The following is a 21399-nucleotide window of genomic DNA, read 5'->3' as shown; positions in this document are numbered from 1 at the left end:
ACGGCGTCAAAGCGCCCAGCGCAGTTGCGTGGGCAGGGGTGATACGGGTTCGGGCGGCGTCGGCAATTCCGGCTGCGCCAGCACACGATCAAGCACGCGCGCTTCCAGTGCCGCCAGCAGCGGCGAGCCATGCGGACGCGGGCGCACCAGTTGCACATCGAGGTCGAGGCCGATCTGACCGTCTTCGATCAGGATCACCCGATCCGCCACGGCCACCGCTTCGGCAACGTCGTGGGTGACCAGCAGTACGGTGAAGCCATGCTGCTGCCACAGGCGTTCGATCAGTTGCTGCATCTCGATACGGGTCAAGGCATCCAGTGCACCCAGCGGCTCGTCGAGCAGCAGCAGGCGCGGGCGATGGATCAATGCACGGGCCAGGGCCACGCGCTGCTTCTGCCCGCCGGATAGGGCTGCCGGCCACTCATTGGCGCGATCCGCCAGACCGACCGCCGCCAGCGCTTCTTCCGCCTGCTTGCGCCAGTTGCCGGAAAGCCCCAGACCGACGTTGTCGATCACCCGCTTCCAGGGCAGCAGACGCGAATCCTGGAACATCAGGCGAATGTCTTCACGCACCGCGTTGAGCGAGCCATTGCCGGCCAGCAACTGGCCACCGCTGGGCTGATCCAGACCGGCCAGCAGGCGCAGCAAGGTGCTCTTGCCACAGCCGCTACGGCCAACCACGGCGACGAACTGCCCGGCCGGGATATGCAGGTCGATGCCCTTGAGCACCTGACGCTCGCCGAAGGATTTCTCGATCTTCTCGATCGCCAGGGGAATGCCCTGACGAATGTTATGCAGCGCCGTCATTGCCCACCCGCCTTGGCCTGGTAGGCCGGATGCCAGCGCAGCCAGACGCGCTCAAGACCACGGGCGGCGACGTCGGCCAGCTTGCCGAGCACCGCGTAGAGCAGGATCGCCAGCACCACCACGTCGGTCTGCAGGAATTCACGGGCGTTCATCGCCAGGTAGCCGATGCCGCTGCTGGCCGAGATGGTCTCCGCCACGATCAACGTCAGCCACATGAAGCCCAGAGCGAAGCGCACGCCAACCAGGATCGACGGCAACGCACCCGGCAGGATCACCTGGCGGAACAGCGAGAAGCCGGACAGGCCATAGCTGCGCGCCATCTCCACCAGCGCCGGGTCGACGTTACGGATGCCGTGGTAGGTGTTGAGGTAGATCGGGAACAGCGTGCCGAGCGCGACCAAGAACACCTTGGCCGCCTCGTCGATGCCGAACCAGAGGATCACCAGCGGGATCAGCGCCAGGTGCGGCACGTTGCGGATCATCTGCACCGAGCTGTCGAGAAAGCGCTCGCCCCATTTCGACAGGCCGGTGATAAAGCCCAGCAGCAGGCCGATACCGCCGCCGATGGCGAAGCCGATCCCGGCGCGCTGGCCACTGATCGCCAGGTGCTGCCAGATTTCGCCGGAGGCCAGCAGCTCCCAGCCGGCGGCGAGCACGGCGCTGGGCGCCGGCAGGATGCGGCTGGACAGCCAGCCACTGGCCACCGCCAGTTGCCAGGCGGCCAGCAGCCCCAGCGGCAAGGCCCAGGGCGCAGCGCGCAGGGCCAGTTTGTGAAGGGTCGTGTTGCTCATGGTTGCCTCGAAGAATTCTGTGTCTCTGTCCCCGGATTGCATCCGGGCTACATCTGCCCTCTCCCCCAACCCCTCTCCCGCAAGCGGGAGAGGGGAGCCGAGCCATACCACAGGGCAACCCAGCGGCGCCGATCAGCCCCCTCTCCCATTCATGGGAGAGGGCTGGGGAGAGGGCGCTTTTCAGTCCGTAGCCCGGATGCAAGCCGGGAAACCCTATGTCTGCGCCACCCTCAACTCGCCGAAGCCGCCTTCGGCAGGATGTCACTGGAGATCATTTCGCCGAACGGGCTGACATAGCCGCGACTTTCCGGACGCTGCGGCTGGGCCACATCCAGGTGCGGGAACAGCAGTTCGGCGACCCGGTACGACTCCTCCAGATGCGGGTAGCCGGAGAAGATGAAGGTATCGATGCCGAGGTCGGCGTATTCCTTGACCCGCGCCGCCACGGTCGGGCCATCGCCGACCAGCGCGGTGCCAGCGCCGCCGCGCACCAGGCCGACACCGGCCCAGAGGTTCGGCGACACTTCCAGGTTGTCGGTCTTGCCGCCGTGCAGGGCGGCCATGCGCTGCTGGCCGACTGAGTCGAAGCGCGCCAGCGACGCCTGGGCGCGGTCGATGGTGTCCTGATCCAGGTGGCTGATCAGGCGATCCGCCGCCGCCCAGGCTTCCTCATTGGTCTCGCGCACGATCACGTGCAGGCGAATGCCGAAGCGCACTTCGCGGCCCTGCTTGGCCGCCTTCTCACGCACCTGAGCGATCTTCTCGGCCACAGCGGCCGGCGGCTCGCCCCAGGTCAGGTACAGCTCGACCTGCTCGGCGGCCAGATCCTGCGCCGCGTCGGATGAACCACCGAAATACAGTGGCGGACGCGGCTGCTGGATCGGCGGATAGAGCAGCTTGGCGCCCTTCACCTGGATGTGCTTACCGTCGTAGTCGACGGTTTCGCCTTCCAGAACGCGGCGCCAGATACGGGTGAATTCGACGGAAGCCTCATAGCGTTCGGCATGCGACAGGTGCAGGCCATCGCCGGCCAGCTCGTCCGGGTCACCACCGGTCACCAGGTTGAACAGCGCACGGCCGTTCGACAGGCGATCCAGGGTCGCCGCCTGGCGCGCAGCCACGGTCGGCGAAATGATCCCAGGGCGCAGGGCGACGAGGAACTTCAGGTTCTGCGTGACTGGGATCAGCGAGGCTGCCACCAGCCAGGAGTCCTCGCAGGAACGCCCGGTGGGGATCAGCACGCCACCGAAACCAAGACGATCAGCCGCCTGAGCGACCTGGGCCAGGTAGCCGTGGTCGACGGCGCGCGCGCCTTCGGAGGTGCCCAGGTACTTGCCATCACCATGGGTAGGCAGGAACCAGAAGATGTTGAGGCTCATGGAGTTGTCTCCTTTTACGAAATCGTCGGCATGGCCCGGACGTATCCGGGCCGAGGGATTACTGGGCCTGGGCCACCTTAGTGGGGGGATTCCAGATCACGTCCTTGATGGTCAGTTGTTTGGGAATAAGCTTCAGCTCGGTGAAGGTGTCGGCGATCTTCTGCTGCGCCTCGACCACATCCGGGGTGATGAACTGCGCGCCATAACCCTGGCGCTCCACGGCCTGGCGGGTGATATCCGGGGACAGACCGATCAGCGGCGCGACCTGGCTGGTGGCTTCGTCGAGGTTGCCCTTGACCCACTCGCCGACACCGCGGATTTCCTCGACCAGCGCACCGATCACCTGCGGGTGCTGCTCGGCATAGGTACGGGTCGCCAGATAGAACTGGTGGTTGTCGACCAGGCCACTGCCATCACGCAGGGTTCGGGCCTGCAATTGCTTCTCGGCGGCGGACTGGAACGGATCCCAGATCACCCAGGCATCGACGCTGCCACGCTCGAATGCGGCGCGGGCATCGGCCGGCGGCAGGTAGACCGGGGTGATGTCGCCGTACTTGAGGCCGGCGTCTTCCAGTGCACGCACCAGCAGGTAATGCACGTTGGAGCCCTTGTTCAGAGCGACCTTCTTGCCCTTGAGCTCGGCCACCGATTTGATCGGCGAGTCTTTCGCAACGAGGATCGCCTCACCGGTCGGTGCCGGCGGCTCATTGGCGACATAAAGCAGGTCAGCGCCAGCCGCCTGAGCGAATACCGGCGGGGTTTCACCGGTGACGCCAAAATCCACGGAGCCAACGTTGAGACCTTCGAGCAGTTGCGGGCCGCCCGGGAACTCCGTCCACTTGACCTCAACGCCCTGCTCGGCCAGGCGTTTTTCCAGGGTGCCCTTGGCCTTGAGCAGAACCAGGGTGCCGTATTTCTGATAGCCGATACGCAGTGTCTCGGCTTGTGCATGAGTGATGGCGCCGAAGGAAATGGCCGCAGCAAACAGGGCGACCAGGCTTCGACGCAAAGTAATGGTGCGCATGGCGCTCTCCCTTTGCGGTGATGTCTTGGTTGGCTACCTGCTTGCCCGTTGGCGGGCGAGTAAGGCGGGGCATTACGGGTGGATCAGATGCTCCAGCGGGCGTTCACCAGCCGGTCGTTCAATACGTTCGGATCAATCGGCCTCGGCCGTCGCGCCAGGGCTGCGCCCAGTTGTTCCAGTGCCTCGTCGAGGCGGTCGCGCAACTCGTCGTCGATCTGCGCGGGCCTGTCCCCTTCCGGGTAGGCAATCTGCTTGTCCACGGCGAACACGCCGGAGAGCATTTCCTGCGCCTTCAGCGCGGCCAGCACCGGCTTGAGCGCGTAATCCACCGCCAGCAGGTGCGCCGGGCTGCCGCCACTGGCCAGGGGCAGTACCACCTTGTGCGCCAGAGCGCGCTCGGGCAGCAGATCCAGCAGCACCTTCAAGGCACCCGTGAACGACGCCTTGTACACCGGCGTACCGACCACCAGACCATCGGCGCTGGCCACCACGGCCTGCAGCTGCTGGACAGCCGGGCTGTCGAAGCGCGCATGCAGCAGATCCTCAGCCGGAAAATCCCGCACCCGCAGCAGACTCACTTCCACGTGCTGCGCCTCGAGGCGTTGACGCACGTAGTCCAGCAACACTTCGGTGCGCGAACGCGCCGCGGGGCTGCCGGATAGCAACACGACATGCATGTTCGATCCTTAGCGATTGGGTTGCGGGGTCAGGCGCAGGTATGGTTTGACGGCGCGATAGCCTTTCGGGAAGCTCTGGGCGATTTCGGCTTCGTCCTTCAGCGACGGCACGATCACCACTTCTTCACCGTCCTGCCAGTTGGCCGGTGTGGCGACCTTGTAATTGTCGGTCAGTTGCAGCGAATCGACGACGCGCAGGATTTCGTTGAAGTTGCGCCCGGTACTGGCCGGATAGGTGATGGTCAGGCGCACCTTCTTGTTCGGGTCGATGACGAACAGCGAACGCACGGTCAGGGTGTCGTTGGCGTTCGGGTGGATCAGGTCGTAGAGGTCGGACACCTTGCGGTCGGCATCGGCGATGATCGGGAAGTTGACTGCGGTGTTCTGCGTCTCGTTGATGTCGTCGATCCACTTCAGGTGCGAATCCACCGGGTCGACGGACAGGGCGATGGCCTTGACGCCGCGCTTGGCGAATTCGTCCTTGAGCTTGGCGGTGAAGCCCAGTTCAGTGGTGCACACCGGGGTGAAGTCAGCCGGGTGGGAGAAGAGGATGCCCCAGCTGTCGCCCAGCCATTCGTGGAAACGAATGCGGCCTTCGCTGGAGTCCTGCTCGAAGTCGGGGGCGATGTCGCCCAGGCGGATGGTCATGATCGTGCTCCTTGGCAGTAGCTTGCGTGGTGCTCACTATGCTCAGGAACAAAGAGAAACAAAAAGAATAAATAATGATTTATTTATTCTTTTAAGAAATAAAAAGATTTTCCCGCCTCAAAGCTCATGCACTTGGCCCACGGCTTGCTGAGTACACAGCCATGGGGGAAACAGCGCCTTGTTTCCCCCGACAAAACACCACGGCTATCCACGACCTGCAGCGGTCATCCGAATACTGCAGCGTTCTGGAAGACCGTCGGTGCACAGATGCCTTGTAATTGTGCAGGAGACCGTGATGAGTCCGAGTCCGAGCGTGCCCGAAGGAGGCGAGCGCTTCCAAAGTACCCGCATTTTTTCGCCCGAGAACCAGCTGTTCCTCTTGAGCGATACCGAACAGGTACGCGAAAACGTCGGGCGCATATTCAAACCTCACGACTTGAAGCCAAGCCAGTCGGGAGGCAGTGTCAGCGCGTGCATGCACCATCTCAGCCGGGGCCGGCTGTCGCTCAATCGGTTGGAATATTCCACCGACGTGATCATCGACCCGGGCCGCCTGGAGCGTTTCTACCTGATCCAGATCCCGGTTTCCGGTAACGCTCAGGTGCGTTGCGGTAACCATCAGTTCGACTCGACGCCACAGGTTGCCTCGCTGTTGTCCCCGCAACTGCCCGCACAGATGCGCTGGCAAGGCGGCGCGGCGCAACTGGCGATTCGCATCGACAGCGACGACATGGCCCACCATTGCCGCCAGCACCTGGCGCAGAACCCCGAGCACCTGCCATCCTTCGACCCACGCCTGGATCTGGGCAGCACCGGTGGCGCCTATTTCCTGCAACTCCTTGGGGTTCTGCTGGAGGCCATGGCCGACGACAACCACCCCATCCACCAGCCGCTGGTGCTGCGCCAGTTCGAGTCGACGCTGCTCAACGCCCTGCTCTATGGCGTGCAGCACGATGTCCAGCAGCAACTGCGCGAGTGCAACGAGAAGAGCGTTTCGCCCTACTTCGTCAAACGCACCGAGGAGTACATCCGCAACCACCTGCACGAGCCACTGAGCATCGAGTGCCTGGCCGAGCAGGCTGGCGTCAGCGTACGCACGCTCTACGCCGGCTTTCGCAACTTCCGCAATACCAGCCCGATGGTCTATCTGCGTGACCTGCGCCTGGAACGGGTGCACCAGGAGCTGACCCAGGAGCCGCAAGGGTCGGTCACCGAAGTCGCCTTCAAATGGGGCTTCGCCCATCTCGGCCGCTTCGCTCAGGAATACAAGCGGCGTTACGGCGAACTGCCCTCCGCCACCCTGCGTTACCGCAATGGCTGATGAGCACTGAGGCCGTCGATACGGCCTCATGCAGGGGCGAATTCATTCGCGGTGTTTGCGGCATCGCTGCTCACTCTTTCGCGGATAAATCCGCTCCTACCCATCGGGCCCCAGGTCACCACGGTGCGCCACCCCGGCTAACGCGGCTGACGAGCGTTCTCCAGCGTCTGCGAGGGCGCCTCACCGAAAGCCTTGCGGTAGTCGGCAGCGAAGCGTCCCAGGTGGGAGAACCCCCACTCCATCGCGACTGCCGATACGCTGGCAGCAGGCTGGGGTGCCAGCAACGCAGCACGCACGGCCAGCAGACGTTGCTGGCGCAGGTAGCCCATGGGCGTGCAGCTCAGGTATCGATGAAAGGCATCATAGAGGCGCTGACGCGCCACCCCGGCGGCAGCCTCCAGATCGCGCAGGCCGATCTCTTCTCGCGCATGCTCGGCGATGAAGCGGCAAGTGCGCTGCAAGTAGGCAGGAAGGTCAGGTGATGCCTGCGCGGTGAGTAACGGCGTCAGGTCGCTGGGCTGCGCCAGCAACAGACCACGGATCAGCAGTGTCTCCAGCTCACGGGCCAACGCCCCCTCGGCGAACAGCAGGCGCCCGGCGGCGAAATCGCGGCAGAGCTGTGCCACCAACTGCCACCAGGCAGCGACCCGGGGATCGCTCAAATCCATGCGTGGTGCGAACGCGACCGGGCCCGGCAGCGGCCGCTGCAACCACTGCTCGGCTACTTGCTGCACAGCCTCGCGGCGGATCACCACCTGCCATTTGCGGCAGTTGCCGGTCAGTTCCAGTATCTGAGGCTCGCTCGGCGAGACGATCAGGCCCTGGCGACGGTCTGAACGCAAGCTGCCCTGCGGCCCATGCAGCAGTTGTCGGCCACTGATCGGCAGGCTGATGCTGTAGCCATCCAGGCGACTGAGTGCCCCCACCGCGATGGTCACGTCGGTGCCGTAGGCCACGCGCCCCAGCACCGTACCCAGGCCTGACAAACGCAGGCCGTCATGCTCGAAGCACAGCCGCGCCGGGCGCCGCACCTCCAGTTGATGAGGCCCGCAGATCGCCGCCATCCAGGACTGCGCAGCGTCGGGGTCGCAATGACTGGCGTGCAGGGCAGCAGCCATAGTGGTCATGACAAGGCTCCTCGGACAAGGCGTTCAAGCGCCAGTCTGGTGATAGGCCACAACCGTCACTATCCACTTCCTGCAGCTTTTCCCCGTTACCGGCAACTATCACCGGCGATACGGAAAAAACGGATAGCACTGCCCGACTCAGCGGATAGTGGGCGCCTCGGCCAGGGGCTTCAATCGGGGTGAGTTTCCCTTGCAGAGGACACCCCTGATGAGCATGCGCAGTGTTTCACAATGGCAGGACTACATTCGTGGCTGCCTCGATTTCCGCCCTGCCGAGGGCGTCTACCGGGTCGCACGCGACCTGTTCACCGAACCCGAACTGTTCGACCTGGAGATGGAACTGATCTTCGAAAAGGTCTGGATCTATGCATGCCACGAAAGCGAGATCGCTCAACCGAACGATTTCATCACCCTGCGCGCCGGTCGCCAGCCGCTGATCATCACCCGTGACGGCAATGGCGAGCTGCACGCGCTGATCAATGCCTGCCAGCACCGCGGCGCTACCCTTACCCGCGTCAGCAAGGGTAACCAGTCGACCTTCACCTGCCCCTTCCATGCCTGGTGCTACAAGAGCGACGGGCGCCTGGTGAAGGTCAAGGCGCCGGGCGAATACCCGGAAGGCTTCGACAAGGCCACCCGCGGCCTGAAGAAGGCCCGCATCGAGAGCTACAAGGGCTTCGTCTTCGTCAGCCTGGACACCCTGGGCAGCGACTCGCTGGAAGACTACCTGGGCGACGCCAAGATGTTCTTCGACATGATGGTGGCGCAGTCGCCCACCGGCGAGCTGGAAGTGCTGCCCGGCAAGTCCACCTACACTTACGACGGCAACTGGAAGCTGCAGAACGAGAACGGCCTGGACGGTTATCACGTCAGCACCGTGCACTACAACTACGTGTCCACCGTGCAGCATCGCCAGCAGGTCAACGCCGAGAAAGGCGGCGCCAGCAGCACCCTGGACTACAGCAAGCTGGGCGCCGGCGACGCGGATACCGATGACGGCTGGTTCTCCTTCAATAACGGCCACAGCGTGTTGTTCAGCGACATGCCCAACCCTACCGTGCGCCCGGGTTACGCCAGCGTCATGCCACGCCTGGTGGCGGAACACGGCCAGGCCCGCGCCGAATGGATGATGCATCGCCTGCGCAACCTGAACATCTACCCAAGCCTGTTCTTCATGGATCAGATCAGCTCGCAATTGCGCATCGTGCGCCCGCTGGCCTGGAACAAGACCGAGATCATCAGCCAGTGCATCGGCGTGAAGGGCGAGTCCGCCGCCGACCGCACCAGCCGCATCCGCCAGTTCGAGGACTTCTTCAACGTCTCGGGTCTGGGTACACCCGATGACCTGGTGGAATTCCGTGAGCAGCAGCGCGGCTTTCAGGGGCGTCTGGAGCGCTGGAGCGACATCTCCCGCGGCCATCACCGCTGGGTCGAAGGGCCGACCCCGAACAGTGAAGCCTTAGGAATTCAGCCAGTGCTCACCGGCACCGAATTCACCCACGAAGGGCTGTACGTCAACCAGCACAGCGCCTGGCAGAAACGCCTGCTCGACGGCCTGGCGCACAAAGCCCTGCAACCTGCCGAGGTGTCCGCATGAACCCGAACCTGCACTACGCGGTGGAGCAATTCCTCTACCGCAAAGCCGCCCTCTGTGATGCCCAGGACTGGGACGCCTACGTCGCCCTGTTCGATGAGGACAGCGTGTTCCATCTGCCACAGTGGGTCAGCGAGCACGAGTACGTGCAGAACCCGCAACAGGGCCTGTCGTACATCTACTACGCCGACCGCTCAGGCCTGGAAGATCGTGTGTTCCGCCTGCGCACCGGCAAGTCGGCGGCCTCCACCCCGCTGCCGCGCACCCTGCACCAGATCAGCAACCTGCGCCTGCGCCGGCTCGACGATGGCCAACTGGAAGCGAAGGTCGGCTGGCACACGCTGTACAGCCGCCACGGCGTCTCCGAGCAGTTCTACGGCCAGGCCACCTACCACCTGCGCGAGCAGGACGAAGGCGACTTCCGCATCAGCCGCAAGCACGTGGTACTGCTCAACGACACCATCAATTCCGTGCTCGACTTCTACCATCTCTAGGAGCCATGCCATGAGCCATAACGTCGCGCTCAGCTTCGCCGACGGCAAGACACTGTTCATCGGGGTCAAACCCGGTGAGCTGCTGCTCGACGCCGCGCTGCGCCAGGGGATCAGCCTGCCACTGGACTGCCGTGAAGGCGTCTGTGGCACCTGCCAGGGCCGCTGCGAAGCGGGCCGTTACCAGCAGGACTACGTCGACGAGGAAGCCCTCTGCGAACGTGACCTGGCGCAGCGCAAGATGCTCGCCTGCCAGACCCGCGTGCAATCGGATGCCGCCTTCTACTTCGACCTCGACTCCAGCCTGTGCCACGCCAATTCGCTGGAGCGGGTCGGGGCCGTGGTCAGAGCCGTCGAACACGTCTCGCCGACCACCGCCATCCTGCATCTCGATGCCTCTACGGACGGCGGCCCCCTGCGTTTTCTGCCCGGCCAGTATGCGCGCCTGAACATTCCTGATACCGAGGAATGGCGCGCTTACTCCTTCGCCAATCGCCCCAATGCGCAGAACCACCTGCAGTTCCTCATTCGCCTGCTGCCCGACGGAGTGATGAGCAACTACTTGCGCGAGCGCTGCCAGCCCGGTCAGCGCCTGGAGCTGGAGCTGCCGCTGGGCAGCTTCTACCTGCGCCAGATCGAGCGGCCGCTGATGCTGGTGGCCGGCGGCACAGGCCTGTCGGCGTTCCTCGGCATGCTCGACGAGATGGCCGAACGCGGCGGCTGTGGCCAGCCCGTGCGGCTGTTCTACGGCGTGAACCAGGACGCCGACCTCTGCGAGCGTGAGCGCCTGGAGAGCTACCGCGAGCGCATCGCCGATTTCGACTTCATGCCCGTGGTCAGCCAGCCTTCGCCTGCCTGGAGCGGCCTGCGCGGCTACATCCCCGAGCACTTCGACCGCAGCGAGCTGAGCGCACAACCCTTCGACATGTACCTGTGCGGACCGCCACCAATGGTCGAGGCGGTGCGTAGCTGGCTCGACGAGGCGGGGCTGGGCGACACCCGCCTGTACAGCGAGAAGTTCCTGCAAAGCGCCGGCGCCCGGCGCTGATCAGGAGCCCTATCGCGGATAAATCCGCTCCTACCGACCGTGCCTCCCAGCCACCCAAGGTGCAAAGCACACAACTCGTAGGAGCGGCTTCAGCCGCGATGCTTTCTGGCTCACTGCCACCAGCTATCACGGATAAATCCGCTCCACCGACCATGCGCAACCTCAATGCCGAGGTGAACTTCAGGGCACCTCGGCCTTCCCCTGCCTCAGCGATCGAAATAGCGCGCCAGCTGGATCAACGCTGCGGCCTGCTCGTGCAGGCTGGCGCCCAGTCGCTCGACTTCGCGAGCCTTGTCCGCACTCTGCGCGACGTCGGCGACGGCGCCCTGTACCTGCTCGTCGAGCAGGCCAATGACCTGTTCCTGCTCCTGCATGGCCACGGCGATCTGCTGCCCCAGGGCATTGACCCCTTGCAGACGCGTATCGACGTCTTCCAGACCATGCAACATCTCGCGCAACTGACCGTCGGTGTCCTGGGCCAGCACCTGGCAGCGCCCGGCCTGCTCACCATTGCGCTCGGCCGCCTGTTGCAGGCGCGCCAGCAGTGGGCGAATCTGCCCCGTCGCCACCTGGGTGCGTGACGCCAGTTGGCGCACCTCGTCGGCGACCACGCCGAAGCCGCGCCCGGCCTCGCCGGCGCGTGCCGCCTCGATGGCGGCATTGAGCGCGAGCAGGTTGGTCTGCTCGGCGATATCGGCAATCAGGTGGGTGAAACCGGCGATATCGCCGACCGCCGCGCCCACCTGCCGGGCCGCCGTGGCGGCATCGGTCACGGCCGTGTCGAGCTGGCCCAGGGCTGCCTGGGCACAGAGGGCGAGCTGGCGGCTGTGGCTCGTCTGCGCACTGGCATCGGCGGTGCCCTGGCTGGCGCCATGCACGTTGCCGGTCACCTGCTGGATGGTAGCCGCCAGTTCGTGCAGGGCGGTGGCCACCTGGTGGTTGCTGTCGCGCTGAACATCGAGGCGCGCCGCCTCGTGACGGATCAGGCTGGCGACCTCGGCGGCACGCTGTTCGAGCTGGGCACCCGCGGCGCCAATGCGCATCAGCGCCGTCTGCAAGCGCCGCGCCTCGCTGCGCAAGGCCAGGGCCAGGCGCCCGGCCAAGGGCTCATCATCGAGAAAACCGGCCAGCCAGGGGTCGCTGCACAAGGCTCCTCCACTCTCCAGCAGGTGCCGCACACGCCGCGCCTGGCGCCGCTGCGAGGCCAGCCCCGCGCCCAATACGCAGCCCAACGCCAGGCTCTGCTCGGCCCAGCCCATGGACAACAGCGGCGCGCCTGCCAGCAACGCGGCACCAGCCGCCAGCCAGGGCCAGGCGCCCTGCAGCCCGCCACGTAGGGCGCGACCTGGCGCCCGACCACGGCGCACCCGGGCGAATGCCCGTTCGGCGTGCAGCCGCGTAGCCTCATCGAGCGGTTGGTACAGCGCACCATAGCCGCTGACACCCTGCTCGCCATGCACCGGCTTGATGTACAGCTCCAGCCACAGCGCCTGCCCGTCACGATGGCGGTTGCACAGCGGGCCGAGCCAGGTGCGTTGCTGACCGAGGGTGCGCCAGAGGTGAGCGAACAGGGCCGAAGGCATGTTCGGGTGACGTAGCTGGGCGAAGGGCTGCTTGAGCAACTCATCGACCCGGTAGCCGTGGTATTCGGCGAATGCCGGTGTGCAGAAGGTGATCCGCCCCTGCAGATCGGTGCGGCAAATCAGCGGATGGTCGTCCATCGAGGCTCTCCGGCTCGGGCCACCGGCCAACCTCGGCACGCCCAAGTCGGGGCCGGTAGCGGGAAGTTACAGGCGCCAGCACGGCGCGCCAGAAAAAGGCCTGCCGGAGGGGGCCGGCAGGCAAGCGATGCAAACTCAGTCAGAAGTGATGGATGTAGCGCACTTGCAGTCGGCTGCCGTCCGGGCGGTTCTCCACGTCCTGCTCGAAGTAGGCGTTGACCACCAGATGGTCGTCCTGGGAGAAGCTGTACATCGCCCCGGGGCCGATGGCCCAGACCTTCTCGCGGCGGCCGGAAACCTCGTGGCCGTCGACCTTGGTGTCGCTGATCTGCTTGAGCCAGTAGCCGTTGATGCCCAGGCGCAATTGCGGGGTGACTGCGTACTCGGTGGCGAAGTTGGCGTGCAGCGCCTGGCCGGCCTGGATGTCCGAAACATCGCCGAAGGCATAGCCCGGGTCGTCGTTGCGGAAGTTGTACAGGTAGTGCGCGCGCACCGAGGCTGACCACTTGGGGTTGAACCAGTAGGTCGCCGCCCAGTAGGGGTTGAACGACACCGCGTTGTTGCCCGGATTGATGTCACGCTTGTCGCTGTACTCGCCGGTCGGCAGGTTCACCTGCAGCTCAATGCGGTGCACGAAGCGCGGGCCATCCGGGCCCATGATCGGGTCGAACTGGATGAATGGCCCGATCAGCACGTCGCCCACGCCATCCTGTGCCTTCAGTGCCGCATTGTTCAGGCCGTCATCCACATCCATCTTGGTGACGATCGGTAAGTGGGCATTGAGGCCGAGACTGGCGTTGCCCAGGCGCAGGTTGGACAGGTAGCTCACCTGCGTCACCGCCACCTGGTAATCGAGTTCGGTCTTCGGCAGGCCGATACGGTCGCCGTTTTCATCGCGCAGACGGTCGGCACTGTAGTTCTGGAAATACTGCTGCAGGTACCAGCCGGGACCGGCCGGCAAACCACCATCGAGAAAGCTAGTCAGCCCGAGGTTGACGACCGGCAGGTCGTAGGCCTGGGCCCCGCTGGCAGCGATTGCCAATGCCAGCGGCAGGTAGCGGATCTGAGACATGCAAGGCTCCAATCATTGTCGTATTGGCGGCAGCTCAGAGGGCGAGGGCCGGGTGCGCGACGGCGACCCGGTACTGCCCGGCATGGAAGACCAGCGGTTCTCCGCCGCTGTGTCGGTAGTGCTCGATCTCACCAAGGAAGATCAGATGGTCACCGCCCTCGTACTGGGTGCCGTTACGGCACACCAGGGTGGCGATGGCACCGTCCAACAAGGGCACGCCAGCAGGCCCTTCGGCGTATTCGATACCGGCGAACTTGTCCGCCGCCGGGCGGGCGAAGTGCCCGGACAGGCCATGCTGGTCGCTGCCCAGCACGTTGATGGCGAAGTGGCTGGCGGCGAGGAAATCCGGCAGGCTCGGCGCGCTGCGTGCCAGGCTCCAGAGCACCAGTGGCGGGTCGAGGGACACCGAGGAGAAGGAGTTGGCGGTCATGCCCACCCGGCGTCCGTCGGCGGTGCGAGTGGTGATCACCGTCACCCCGGTGGCGAACTGGCCGAGCAGGTTGCGCAGGCTGCGCGGCTCGACGCCGTCGACTGCGATAAGCGTGGAATCGGTCATGGCTGTCTCCCGGTCAGGCCGCGCGGCTCATATGGCCCTGGATGAAGTCCTGGCACTGCGCGGCGTCGAACCACCAGGGCGCGAAGCGGCGCGGGTCGTCGAAGGCATTGGCGATCTGCGCGGCGATGGCCTGCGACTGGCCGGCGGCGCCAAGCAATTCGAGGATGTGCGGCGGCGGTGGGGTGAGCAGGCTGTTGGTCCACTTGACCACCTGACCGGCGTAGTCCCAGTAGCGCTCGAAGGTCTGCTGCATCCACTCCGGGGTGAAAGCGGCGCTGCCCTGGGCGAGGATGGCGTCGAGGTAGACCTTGCTGCACTTGGCGGCGTTGTTGGAGCCCTGCCCGGTGATCGGGTCGTTAACCACCAGGGCATCGGCCATGCCAAACACCGTGCGCCCGGACGGCAGGCGCAGCACCGGCTTGCGCACCATCGGGGTGAAGCGCCCGGCGAGCACGCCACCGGCGTCGGTCAGTTCCAGGTTGCGGCAGCGCTCGGCTTCCCAGGGGGCGTAGCGCTGGACGATCTCCAGGCTGCGTTGCAGATGCTGCTCGGGCGAGGTGACGTCCTGCCAGCAGTCCATCGGACCACCGGGCACCCCCTCGAAGACCATGATCTCGCACGGCCCATTGAGGGTGAGAGCGGGGAACACGAAGTACTCGCCGACGCCGGGAATGAGGTTGAAGGCCACCCGCGAATAGGGCGACTTGGGCGTCATGCCCTTCACGTAGGTCAGCGCCAGTGCGCGTTGCGGCTGCTGGAACACGGTGCGCTCGGTGTCGCGGGCGAACAGGTTGACCACCTCGCCCTTGCCGGCGGCCAGTAGGGTCAGGTCATGGCTCTGGGTCAGTTGCTCCAGCTCGGGCAGGCCGACGTCCTGGATGATCAGCTCGCCGCCACGGCGCTCGAACTCGTCCATCCAGGCCGGCATCTTCAGGCGCTGGTCGACGGCCTGGGCATACCGATCCAGGCGCGCGCTCCAGTCGATCAGCTTCTCGCCCGGGCGCTCGGGGTTGGGCACGCTCAGGCCGATGCCTTCCACCGCTGGGCATTGCTCCTCCCAGAAGTTCAGGCCGAGGTCGCGCTCGGTCTGCAGGGCGTTGTTGAACATACATTGGCTGGACATCACCTTGCCGCTGCGCACCTGCTCTCCGGTGCGGTTGGTGGTGAGGGTGACGTGGTAGCCCTGGGCGAGCAGGCCGATGCCCAGTTGCAGGCCGGCCTGGCCGGCCCCGACGATGGCGATTCGACGCATGGAAGCCCTCCGGGGAGTCGAGTGACGGGTTGGGGTGAAACCGTTGAAAAGGCGCCAGAAGGGATTGCTCATGAGGCTCACTCCCGTTCGGCGAGACGCGGGATGGCCGGCTGGTTGCGCTCCGGGCCCATCACCGAGTAACCACCGTCCACCGCGTAGTCGGCGCCGGTGACGAAGCTGGCCGCCGGCGAGCAAAGGAAGGCGACTACCTGGGCCACCTCCGCCGGCTCGCCCAGGCGTCCGAGCAGGTGGAAGTCGGCGGCGACACGGTCGGCATGGGCGCGGTCGCCGCCACTGACCTCGGCGATCACCCGCGACCAGGTCCAGCCCGGCGACACCGAGTTGACGCGGATGCCCAGCGGCGCCAGATCCATCGCCATGCTGCGTGTCAGTTGCAGCATGGCGGCCTTGGACACCGGGTAGATCCAGCGACCGGTCTGCGCACACTGCGCCGAAATCGAGGTGAAGTTGACCACCGCGCCGCGCTGCGCCTGCAGATCGGCGCACAGCGCCTGGGTCAGCATCACCGCCGACACCAGATTGATGTCCAGAGCCCGCAGCCAGTCGCCACGTGACGAGGCAATACCTTCGTCGAGATAGGTGCAGGCCAGGTTGACCAGCAGATCGACCGTGCCGAACTGCCCGTGGATGGTTTCCAGGGCTGCCGTCACGGCGCGGTCATCGGTCAGATCCAGAGCGATGAACAACGCACCGCTGCCCATCTCATCCGCCACGGCGGCGCCCTGCGGGTCGATGTCGAGAATGGCCACGCGGGCACCGGCGGCGAGCAGCGCCTCGGCCACCGCGCGGCCGATCAGGGTGGCGCCGCCGCTGATCACGGCGACCTTGCCGTCGAGACTGTGCAGGTTCATGGCTCAGCCCTCGATCGGCTTGCCGGCGCTGGTCGGCCAGCTCGGCATCAGGGTGTTGGACGGCAGGCTCTCGTCGAGCAACTTGTGCGCGGTTTCGGCACCGGCCACCGGCAGGCCCTTGGGATCAAGCAGGCCGATCTGCACCAGCACGCTGGCCTGATCCCAGTAGATATGCTCGTGGTACAGCTTCGGCCCACGGAACTTGACCACCCCGAGCATGGGGATCTCGACGAAGCGACCGGTGGGCGCGACGCCGGGCAGCAGCCAGTCGATCTCCTGGTCATGGGTGAAGCTCATGATGAATTCGTCGACGATCTGCGAGGCGCCGATGGTGCGCGAGATCGGCGTCAGCGCCATGTCCTTGGGGTTGCCGTGGACGAAGTGGTAGCGGTAGAAACGCGCCAGCTCGCGGTAACCCACGCCGCCGGTCATGGTGGGGATATGGTTGACGTAGGGCTCGGGCACCATGGTGGCCATGGTCGCCGGTACGTCACGGGTGTCGAACTCGTGGCGGATATGCTCCTCCCACAGGTCGGACAGGTTGTAATCCGGACCGATGGTGCGGCGCAACGCGGCGATGCTGCGCTCGTGAGCAAGCAGCGCCGAAGGCTTGTGGTAGTGGTGCCCGGCCGGGCGAGCGAAGGCGTGATCGACACCCGGATAGACGTAGGCTTCGGTGCCTGGGCGCTGCGCCAGCGCCGCGACGATGGCCTCGCGGGCCGGCGCCGGGCAGAAGCCATCGAGCTCGGCGAGGTGCAGCACCAGGCGGCCCTGCAGCCCTACCAGCTCGTGCAGGGCATTCTCGATGCCGACCCCGTAGTAGCCCACGGCGCAGGCCACCTGCGGCAGGCGACAGCCAGCCAGGTAGGCGAGCTTGCCACCGAGGCAGTAGCCGACCACACCGAGCCCGGCCGTGCTGCATTCAGGCAGGGTCTTGAGAAAGCTCAGGCTGGCGTCTATATCGGCCACGCCAAGGTTCTCGTCGAAGGCCTGGTACAGCGCCAGGGCCTTGTCGAAATCTTCCGGGGTGTAGCCCAATTCGACGCCCGCCTGCTGGCGCCAGTACAGATCCGGCACCAGCACGGTGTAGCCTTCCTCGGCCAAGTGATCGGCCAGGGCGCGCATGGCCTCGTTGACCCCGAAGATCTCCTGGCAGAGCACGACACCCGGTCCTTTGCCGTCGACCGAAACGGCCAGGTAGGCGGCGAACTGGCCATCCTTCGCGGGAACTTGAATGTAACGACCTTGCATGGCGGCGACTCCAACGATTGCTTGCGTTGGATCGATCTTCCGCCGGACGAGCCCGCCGCTCTATCCGCTCACTGCCAGGGATATCCGCCAGGCGCGTGGTTTCATCACGAGGCTATACAGATGGCGCGAGGCGTCTTTGAAGGTAGTATGGACAAAAAACAGGGCGCGCAGCGAGGCTTTTACAGCGACTTCAGCGCTTGAAACCGTGCGCTGCCGACCCTCGCTCAAGAAAAAAGCTGCAGCCCCAATCCGACCGCTGCACAGGCCACCAACGTCTCGATCACCCCACGCTTGAAGCCCAGCAACGCCACACCCGCCCCGAGGGTAATCAATGCCGATACCCAATCGAACGCCCCGGCGAAACCCTGCGGCCAGAGCACGTGATAACCGAAGAACAGCGCCAGGTTGAGGATCACCCCGACCACGGCGGCGGTGATGCCGGTCAGTGGCGCGGTGAACTTCAACTGGCCGTGGGTCGACTCCACCAGAGGCCCGCCGGCGAGGATGAACAGAAACGAGGGCAGGAAGGTGAACCAGGTAACCAGCACCGCCGCCAGCGCACCGCTGGCGAAGGCCGAATCGCCACCGAACACCGGCTGGCCGTAAGCGCCGACGAACGCGACAAAAGCCACCACCATGATCAACGGCCCCGGTGTGGTCTCGCCGAGGGCCAGGCCATCGATCATCTGCCGGGGCGTCAGCCAGCCGTAGTGGTCGATGGCGCCCTGGTACACGTAAGGCAGCACCGCGTAGGCACCGCCGAAGGTGAGCAACGCCGCCTTGGTGAAGAACCAGCTCATCTGCGTCAACGTGCCCTGCCAGCCGAACGCCAGGGTCAACAGGCCCATGGGCAGCAGCCAGAGCACCACGCCGGCCAGCAGAATCAACGCCAGGCGGCTGGAACGGAAATAGGTATGCGCCAGACGCGTTTCGTCATCGATCAGCGCCGGCGCATGCGCCCCGCCCGCCTCGCCATGCCCGGCGCCGACCGCGAAGTGCTGCGGCGCCAGTCGCCCGCCGATGTACCCCACCAGCGCGGCGCCCAGCACGATCAGCGGGAACGGTAGCTGCAGCGCGAAAATGGCCACGAATGCCGCCGCCGCGATGGCCCACAGCCAGGCGTTCTTCAACACCCGCCCGCCAATGCGCCAGGCCGCCTGCACCACGATGGCCGTCACCGCCGGCTTGATGCCATAGAAAATCCCCGCCACCAACGGCACATCGCCGAACACCAGATAGACCCAGGACAGCACGATCAGGATCAACAGCGACGGCAGCACGAACAGCGCCCCGGCGATCACCCCGCCCCAGGTGCGGTGCATCAGCCAGCCAATATAAGTGGCCAGCTGCTGCGCCTCCGGCCCGGGCAGCAACATGCAGTAGTTCAGCGCATGCAGAAAACGCCGCTCGGACAACCAGCGGCGCTTCTCCACCAACTCCTGGTGCATGATCGAAATCTGCCCCGCCGGCCCACCGAAACTGATCAACCCCAGCTTCAGCCAGAACCAGAACGCCTGCAGCAGACTGACCGGAACAGGGCGTTCAGACGAATCGGACATCGGAGGGCTCCATCAGCGGATAAATCGACCGGGCACTATAACCGTGAAACATGACAGCCTTGCGACAGCGTACGAAAAACCACCAGCCAAGCGCAGCCCTTGCCTCACCTGGCCTGGACGCGTTTTCCCGCATCTTATCCACAGCGCTTTCCCCAGATTCTGTGCACGACACCCGGCAACATGCCCGCACCCTGCCCCGCTGTTGAAAACATGAGCCAAGTGATTGATTAAAAGCGATATTCCGCCCGACGATAACGCCAGCAAAGCGTCATTGGGCAAAAACTGAGCGGCCTGCCGAGACCCGCTTGAATGCTAGGCGCAGAGGGCTTTTGCAAAGGTTATCCACAGCGCTGTTAACAGAATTTGTGGGTGGGTTTGGGAAGGCCTGGATAGCCGACTCTGGCGCGAGCAAACAACCGAGAGGGCATTTTGCTCGCGAAGCGTGGACAGCCTCGCGTTGATGGAATAGCAAGTAGCCCGGACAACCTCGCCCCACAGTGGATGAAAACCTACGTAGAAATACCCGCCGCGTAGGGTGGACAATGCGGCGCTTGTCCACCATGCCACGTGTCGGAACAGCAACTAGGCTGGTTAGTGCAAAGCAATACCCAGAGCAATTGCGGTGATGGATTTCGCGTTGCTCTACCCATCCTACGGTCGTTGATCGGCACACATCCGCAGTCTCTGGCGGGCTGCTCGCTTCGCGAGCGAGGCCGCCCTACTTCAGCCCATCTTCGCCGGCGAAGCATCCTCGAAGCGATTCACCTGGCGCAGACTCTTGAAACCGAGCATCCAGCCGCCCGTCACCATCAGGGTGCAGGCGCAGCCGATCAGCGCTGCCGGCACCACGCCGAACCAGGCGGCGCTGGTGCCGGCGCGGAATTCGCCCAGTTCGTTGGAAGATCCGATAAACAGCATATTCACCGCATTGACCCGGCCACGCATGGCGTCCGGGGTGGAGAACTGCACCAGGGATGAGCGGATGTACATGCTCACCATGTCCGCACCACCGGCCACCACCAGCGCGGCGAACGACAGCCAGAACAGACTGGACAAGGCGAACACCAGATTGGCCACGCCGAATAACGCCACCGCGCCGAACATCACCAGGCCGACATTGCGGTTGAAGGGTTTCATGCTCAGGTACAGCCCCACCGATACCTCGCCGATAGCCATGGCGCTGCGCAGCAGGCCGAGGCCGGTCGGGCCGACTTCCAGCACTTCCTGGGCATAGATGGGCAGCAGTGCGATCACGCCGCCGAGCAGCACGGCGAACAGATCCAGCGAGATGGTGCCGAGGATGATCGGGCGCGTACGGATAAAGTGGATACCGGCGGTGAAGCGCGCCCAGGCAGTGGCTTCCAGTGCCTGCATTTTCTCGGCATAGCGTACCGGCACCCGCAGCAGCAACACGCAGCCGGCGAGGAAGCAGGCCAGGCACACCGAGTAGATCAGCCCGCCACCGCCAATGGCATACAGGCCACCGCCGATCACCGGGCCGGAAATGGTCGCGCCGCGCATGATCATGCTGTTGGCGGCGATGGCCGCGGCCAGGCGCTCACGCGGCACGATCTGCGGCAGCAGACTGGACAACGCCGGCCCGGTGAAGGCGCGGCCACAGCCGTAGAGCACCAGCACCGCGTAGTACCAACTGACCGCCGCCTCGCTCAGCGACAGCCACAGCAGCGCTGCCGCGCACACCCCCTCGACCAGCCAGCTGAGCATCAGGATCAGCTTGCGGTCGTAGCGGTCGATCAGGTCGCCGGCCGGCATCAGCAGCACCAGCATGGGGATGAACTGGGCCAGGCCAACATAGGCCAGCGACAGCGGGTCGCGGGTCAGGTCATAGACCTGCCAGGCCACCACAACGGCCTGGATCTGTACGGCGAAGACCACGACGATGCGAGCGATGAGAAACGCCAGGAAACCGGGCAGGCGATAGACGGAAGCGGGAACAGCAGCGGACACGGCGAAAATCTCGAGGCAGAACCGGCCAGTGCCGGACGAGGTAAGCCGGCCAATCTACGGGAATGCTCCGCCACGGGGCAAACCCGGGAACAGGCTGTTGCGCAGATCGCGCCCTGGTCAGCGCGCAGGCGTCAGACACACACCAGCGCCTTACTGGACAACGCCGGGTGCCGCGCCTGGTTCGGCCACTGCTGGTTCGGTCACTGTAGGAGCGCCGCGCCGGTGCGAAGACGGATGTGGC

Annotated in this window: 19 protein-coding genes; 4 read left to right on the top strand and 15 right to left on the bottom strand. The window is 65.1% G+C overall.

The window, feature by feature from the left end; all coding sequences use genetic code 11:
* Positions 1 to 6: 6 nt before the first annotated feature.
* The 6 genes from ssuB to PSOLE_RS14695 all read right to left on the bottom strand — a co-directional run bounded on the left by ssuB (position 7) and on the right by PSOLE_RS14695 (position 5326).
* Positions 7 to 807 (bottom strand): aliphatic sulfonates ABC transporter ATP-binding protein, encoded by an 801-nt coding sequence (ssuB, locus tag PSOLE_RS14720; RefSeq protein WP_074860032.1) that lies wholly within the window; start codon positions 805 to 807, stop codon positions 7 to 9.
* A complete protein-coding gene (ssuC, locus tag PSOLE_RS14715; protein WP_055985291.1) occupies positions 804 to 1598 on the bottom strand; it encodes an aliphatic sulfonate ABC transporter permease SsuC in 795 nt (264 codons plus the stop codon). The genes ssuB and ssuC overlap by 4 nt, the downstream gene beginning before the upstream one ends.
* Positions 1599 to 1828: 230 nt before the next feature.
* Complete coding sequence (gene ssuD / locus PSOLE_RS14710) at positions 1829 to 2977, bottom strand: FMNH2-dependent alkanesulfonate monooxygenase (protein WP_074859422.1); 1149 nt, start codon at positions 2975 to 2977, stop codon at positions 1829 to 1831.
* Positions 2978 to 3035: 58 nt separating this feature from the next.
* Entirely contained in the window at positions 3036 to 4001 is a 966-nt protein-coding gene (locus PSOLE_RS14705) for a sulfonate ABC transporter substrate-binding protein (RefSeq protein ID WP_074859425.1), read from the bottom strand.
* A gap of 83 nt (positions 4002 to 4084) precedes the next feature.
* Positions 4085 to 4678, bottom strand: a complete 594-nt coding sequence (gene ssuE / locus PSOLE_RS14700; RefSeq protein WP_074859430.1) for an NADPH-dependent FMN reductase — start codon at positions 4676 to 4678, stop codon at positions 4085 to 4087.
* Positions 4679 to 4687: 9 nt separating this feature from the next.
* Positions 4688 to 5326 (bottom strand): peroxiredoxin, encoded by a 639-nt coding sequence (locus PSOLE_RS14695; RefSeq protein WP_074859434.1) that lies wholly within the window; start codon positions 5324 to 5326, stop codon positions 4688 to 4690.
* A 295-nt stretch (positions 5327 to 5621) separates the two neighbouring features.
* On the opposite strand from PSOLE_RS14695, the gene PSOLE_RS14690 reads away from it, so the two are divergent.
* Entirely contained in the window at positions 5622 to 6647 is a 1026-nt protein-coding gene (locus PSOLE_RS14690; RefSeq protein ID WP_074859437.1) for an AraC family transcriptional regulator, read from the top strand.
* A gap of 137 nt (positions 6648 to 6784) precedes the next feature.
* On the opposite strand, the gene PSOLE_RS14685 is transcribed toward PSOLE_RS14690, so the two are convergent.
* Positions 6785 to 7774: an AraC family transcriptional regulator gene (locus PSOLE_RS14685; protein ID WP_074859440.1), complete on the bottom strand. Its 990-nt coding sequence runs from the start codon at positions 7772 to 7774 to the stop codon at positions 6785 to 6787.
* A 208-nt stretch (positions 7775 to 7982) separates the two neighbouring features.
* Here PSOLE_RS14685 and antA point away from each other — a divergent pair, with 208 nt between their 5' ends.
* From antA to antC, 3 genes are read left to right on the top strand one after another with little or no spacing between them, the layout of a single operon-like run.
* Entirely contained in the window at positions 7983 to 9371 is a 1389-nt protein-coding gene (gene antA, locus PSOLE_RS14680; protein WP_074859443.1) for an anthranilate 1,2-dioxygenase large subunit, read from the top strand.
* Complete coding sequence (gene antB, locus PSOLE_RS14675) at positions 9368 to 9862, top strand: anthranilate 1,2-dioxygenase small subunit (RefSeq protein ID WP_074859444.1); 495 nt, start codon at positions 9368 to 9370, stop codon at positions 9860 to 9862. Before antA ends, antB begins: the two co-directional genes overlap by 4 nt.
* Positions 9863 to 9872: 10 nt before the next feature.
* Positions 9873 to 10907: an anthranilate 1,2-dioxygenase electron transfer component AntC gene (gene antC, locus PSOLE_RS14670; RefSeq protein WP_074859447.1), complete on the top strand. Its 1035-nt coding sequence runs from the start codon at positions 9873 to 9875 to the stop codon at positions 10905 to 10907.
* Positions 10908 to 11113: 206 nt separating this feature from the next.
* On the opposite strand, the gene PSOLE_RS14665 is transcribed toward antC, so the two are convergent.
* From PSOLE_RS14665 to PSOLE_RS14630, 8 genes are all read right to left on the bottom strand, one after another.
* Positions 11114 to 12628: a methyl-accepting chemotaxis protein gene (locus PSOLE_RS14665; protein WP_074859450.1), complete on the bottom strand. Its 1515-nt coding sequence runs from the start codon at positions 12626 to 12628 to the stop codon at positions 11114 to 11116.
* Positions 12629 to 12767: 139 nt separating this feature from the next.
* Entirely contained in the window at positions 12768 to 13700 is a 933-nt protein-coding gene (locus tag PSOLE_RS14660) for a SphA family protein (RefSeq protein ID WP_074859453.1), read from the bottom strand.
* A gap of 34 nt (positions 13701 to 13734) precedes the next feature.
* Positions 13735 to 14256 (bottom strand): flavin reductase family protein, encoded by a 522-nt coding sequence (locus PSOLE_RS14655; RefSeq protein WP_074859456.1) that lies wholly within the window; start codon positions 14254 to 14256, stop codon positions 13735 to 13737.
* Positions 14257 to 14269: 13 nt separating this feature from the next.
* Positions 14270 to 15508, bottom strand: a complete 1239-nt coding sequence (locus tag PSOLE_RS14650; protein WP_074859459.1) for a styrene monooxygenase/indole monooxygenase family protein — start codon at positions 15506 to 15508, stop codon at positions 14270 to 14272.
* Between the two features lie 77 nt (positions 15509 to 15585).
* Positions 15586 to 16380 (bottom strand): SDR family oxidoreductase, encoded by a 795-nt coding sequence (locus tag PSOLE_RS14645; RefSeq protein WP_074859462.1) that lies wholly within the window; start codon positions 16378 to 16380, stop codon positions 15586 to 15588.
* A 3-nt stretch (positions 16381 to 16383) separates the two neighbouring features.
* A complete protein-coding gene (locus tag PSOLE_RS14640) occupies positions 16384 to 17631 on the bottom strand; it encodes a dienelactone hydrolase family protein (RefSeq protein ID WP_074859465.1) in 1248 nt (415 codons plus the stop codon).
* Positions 17632 to 17855: 224 nt separating this feature from the next.
* A complete protein-coding gene (gene chrA / locus PSOLE_RS14635; RefSeq protein WP_074859468.1) occupies positions 17856 to 19190 on the bottom strand; it encodes a chromate efflux transporter in 1335 nt (444 codons plus the stop codon).
* Positions 19191 to 19913: 723 nt separating this feature from the next.
* A complete protein-coding gene (locus PSOLE_RS14630) occupies positions 19914 to 21158 on the bottom strand; it encodes an MFS transporter (protein WP_074859470.1) in 1245 nt (414 codons plus the stop codon).
* Between the last annotated feature and the right edge of the window lie 241 nt (positions 21159 to 21399).

It is taken from the genome of Pseudomonas oleovorans subsp. oleovorans (assembly GCF_002197815.1).
GTDB lineage: Bacteria > Pseudomonadota > Gammaproteobacteria > Pseudomonadales > Pseudomonadaceae > Aquipseudomonas > Aquipseudomonas oleovorans.
The sequence above is the reverse complement of the archived record's forward strand: the minus strand, read 5'-3'. Positions and strand labels throughout refer to the sequence as shown.

Excerpts from the sequence above, each read along its gene's own strand:
- ssuB (WP_074860032.1), bottom strand. The coding sequence starts at position 807 with ATGACGGCGCTGCATAACATTCGTCAGGGCATTCCCCTGGCGATCGAG.
- ssuC (WP_055985291.1), bottom strand. The coding sequence starts at position 1,598 with ATGAGCAACACGACCCTTCACAAACTGGCCCTGCGCGCTGCGCCCTGG.
- ssuD (WP_074859422.1), bottom strand. The coding sequence starts at position 2,977 with ATGAGCCTCAACATCTTCTGGTTCCTGCCTACCCATGGTGATGGCAAG.
- PSOLE_RS14705 (WP_074859425.1), bottom strand. The coding sequence starts at position 4,001 with ATGCGCACCATTACTTTGCGTCGAAGCCTGGTCGCCCTGTTTGCTGCG.
- ssuE (WP_074859430.1), bottom strand. The coding sequence starts at position 4,678 with ATGCATGTCGTGTTGCTATCCGGCAGCCCCGCGGCGCGTTCGCGCACC.
- PSOLE_RS14695 (WP_074859434.1), bottom strand. The coding sequence starts at position 5,326 with ATGACCATCCGCCTGGGCGACATCGCCCCCGACTTCGAGCAGGACTCC.
- PSOLE_RS14690 (WP_074859437.1), top strand. The coding sequence starts at position 5,622 with ATGAGTCCGAGTCCGAGCGTGCCCGAAGGAGGCGAGCGCTTCCAAAGT.
- PSOLE_RS14685 (WP_074859440.1), bottom strand. The coding sequence starts at position 7,774 with ATGACCACTATGGCTGCTGCCCTGCACGCCAGTCATTGCGACCCCGAC.
- antA (WP_074859443.1), top strand. The coding sequence starts at position 7,983 with ATGAGCATGCGCAGTGTTTCACAATGGCAGGACTACATTCGTGGCTGC.
- antB (WP_074859444.1), top strand. The coding sequence starts at position 9,368 with ATGAACCCGAACCTGCACTACGCGGTGGAGCAATTCCTCTACCGCAAA.
- antC (WP_074859447.1), top strand. The coding sequence starts at position 9,873 with ATGAGCCATAACGTCGCGCTCAGCTTCGCCGACGGCAAGACACTGTTC.
- PSOLE_RS14665 (WP_074859450.1), bottom strand. The coding sequence starts at position 12,628 with ATGGACGACCATCCGCTGATTTGCCGCACCGATCTGCAGGGGCGGATC.
- PSOLE_RS14660 (WP_074859453.1), bottom strand. The coding sequence starts at position 13,700 with ATGTCTCAGATCCGCTACCTGCCGCTGGCATTGGCAATCGCTGCCAGC.
- PSOLE_RS14655 (WP_074859456.1), bottom strand. The coding sequence starts at position 14,256 with ATGACCGATTCCACGCTTATCGCAGTCGACGGCGTCGAGCCGCGCAGC.
- PSOLE_RS14650 (WP_074859459.1), bottom strand. The coding sequence starts at position 15,508 with ATGCGTCGAATCGCCATCGTCGGGGCCGGCCAGGCCGGCCTGCAACTG.
- PSOLE_RS14645 (WP_074859462.1), bottom strand. The coding sequence starts at position 16,380 with ATGAACCTGCACAGTCTCGACGGCAAGGTCGCCGTGATCAGCGGCGGC.
- PSOLE_RS14640 (WP_074859465.1), bottom strand. The coding sequence starts at position 17,631 with ATGCAAGGTCGTTACATTCAAGTTCCCGCGAAGGATGGCCAGTTCGCC.
- chrA (WP_074859468.1), bottom strand. The coding sequence starts at position 19,190 with ATGTCCGATTCGTCTGAACGCCCTGTTCCGGTCAGTCTGCTGCAGGCG.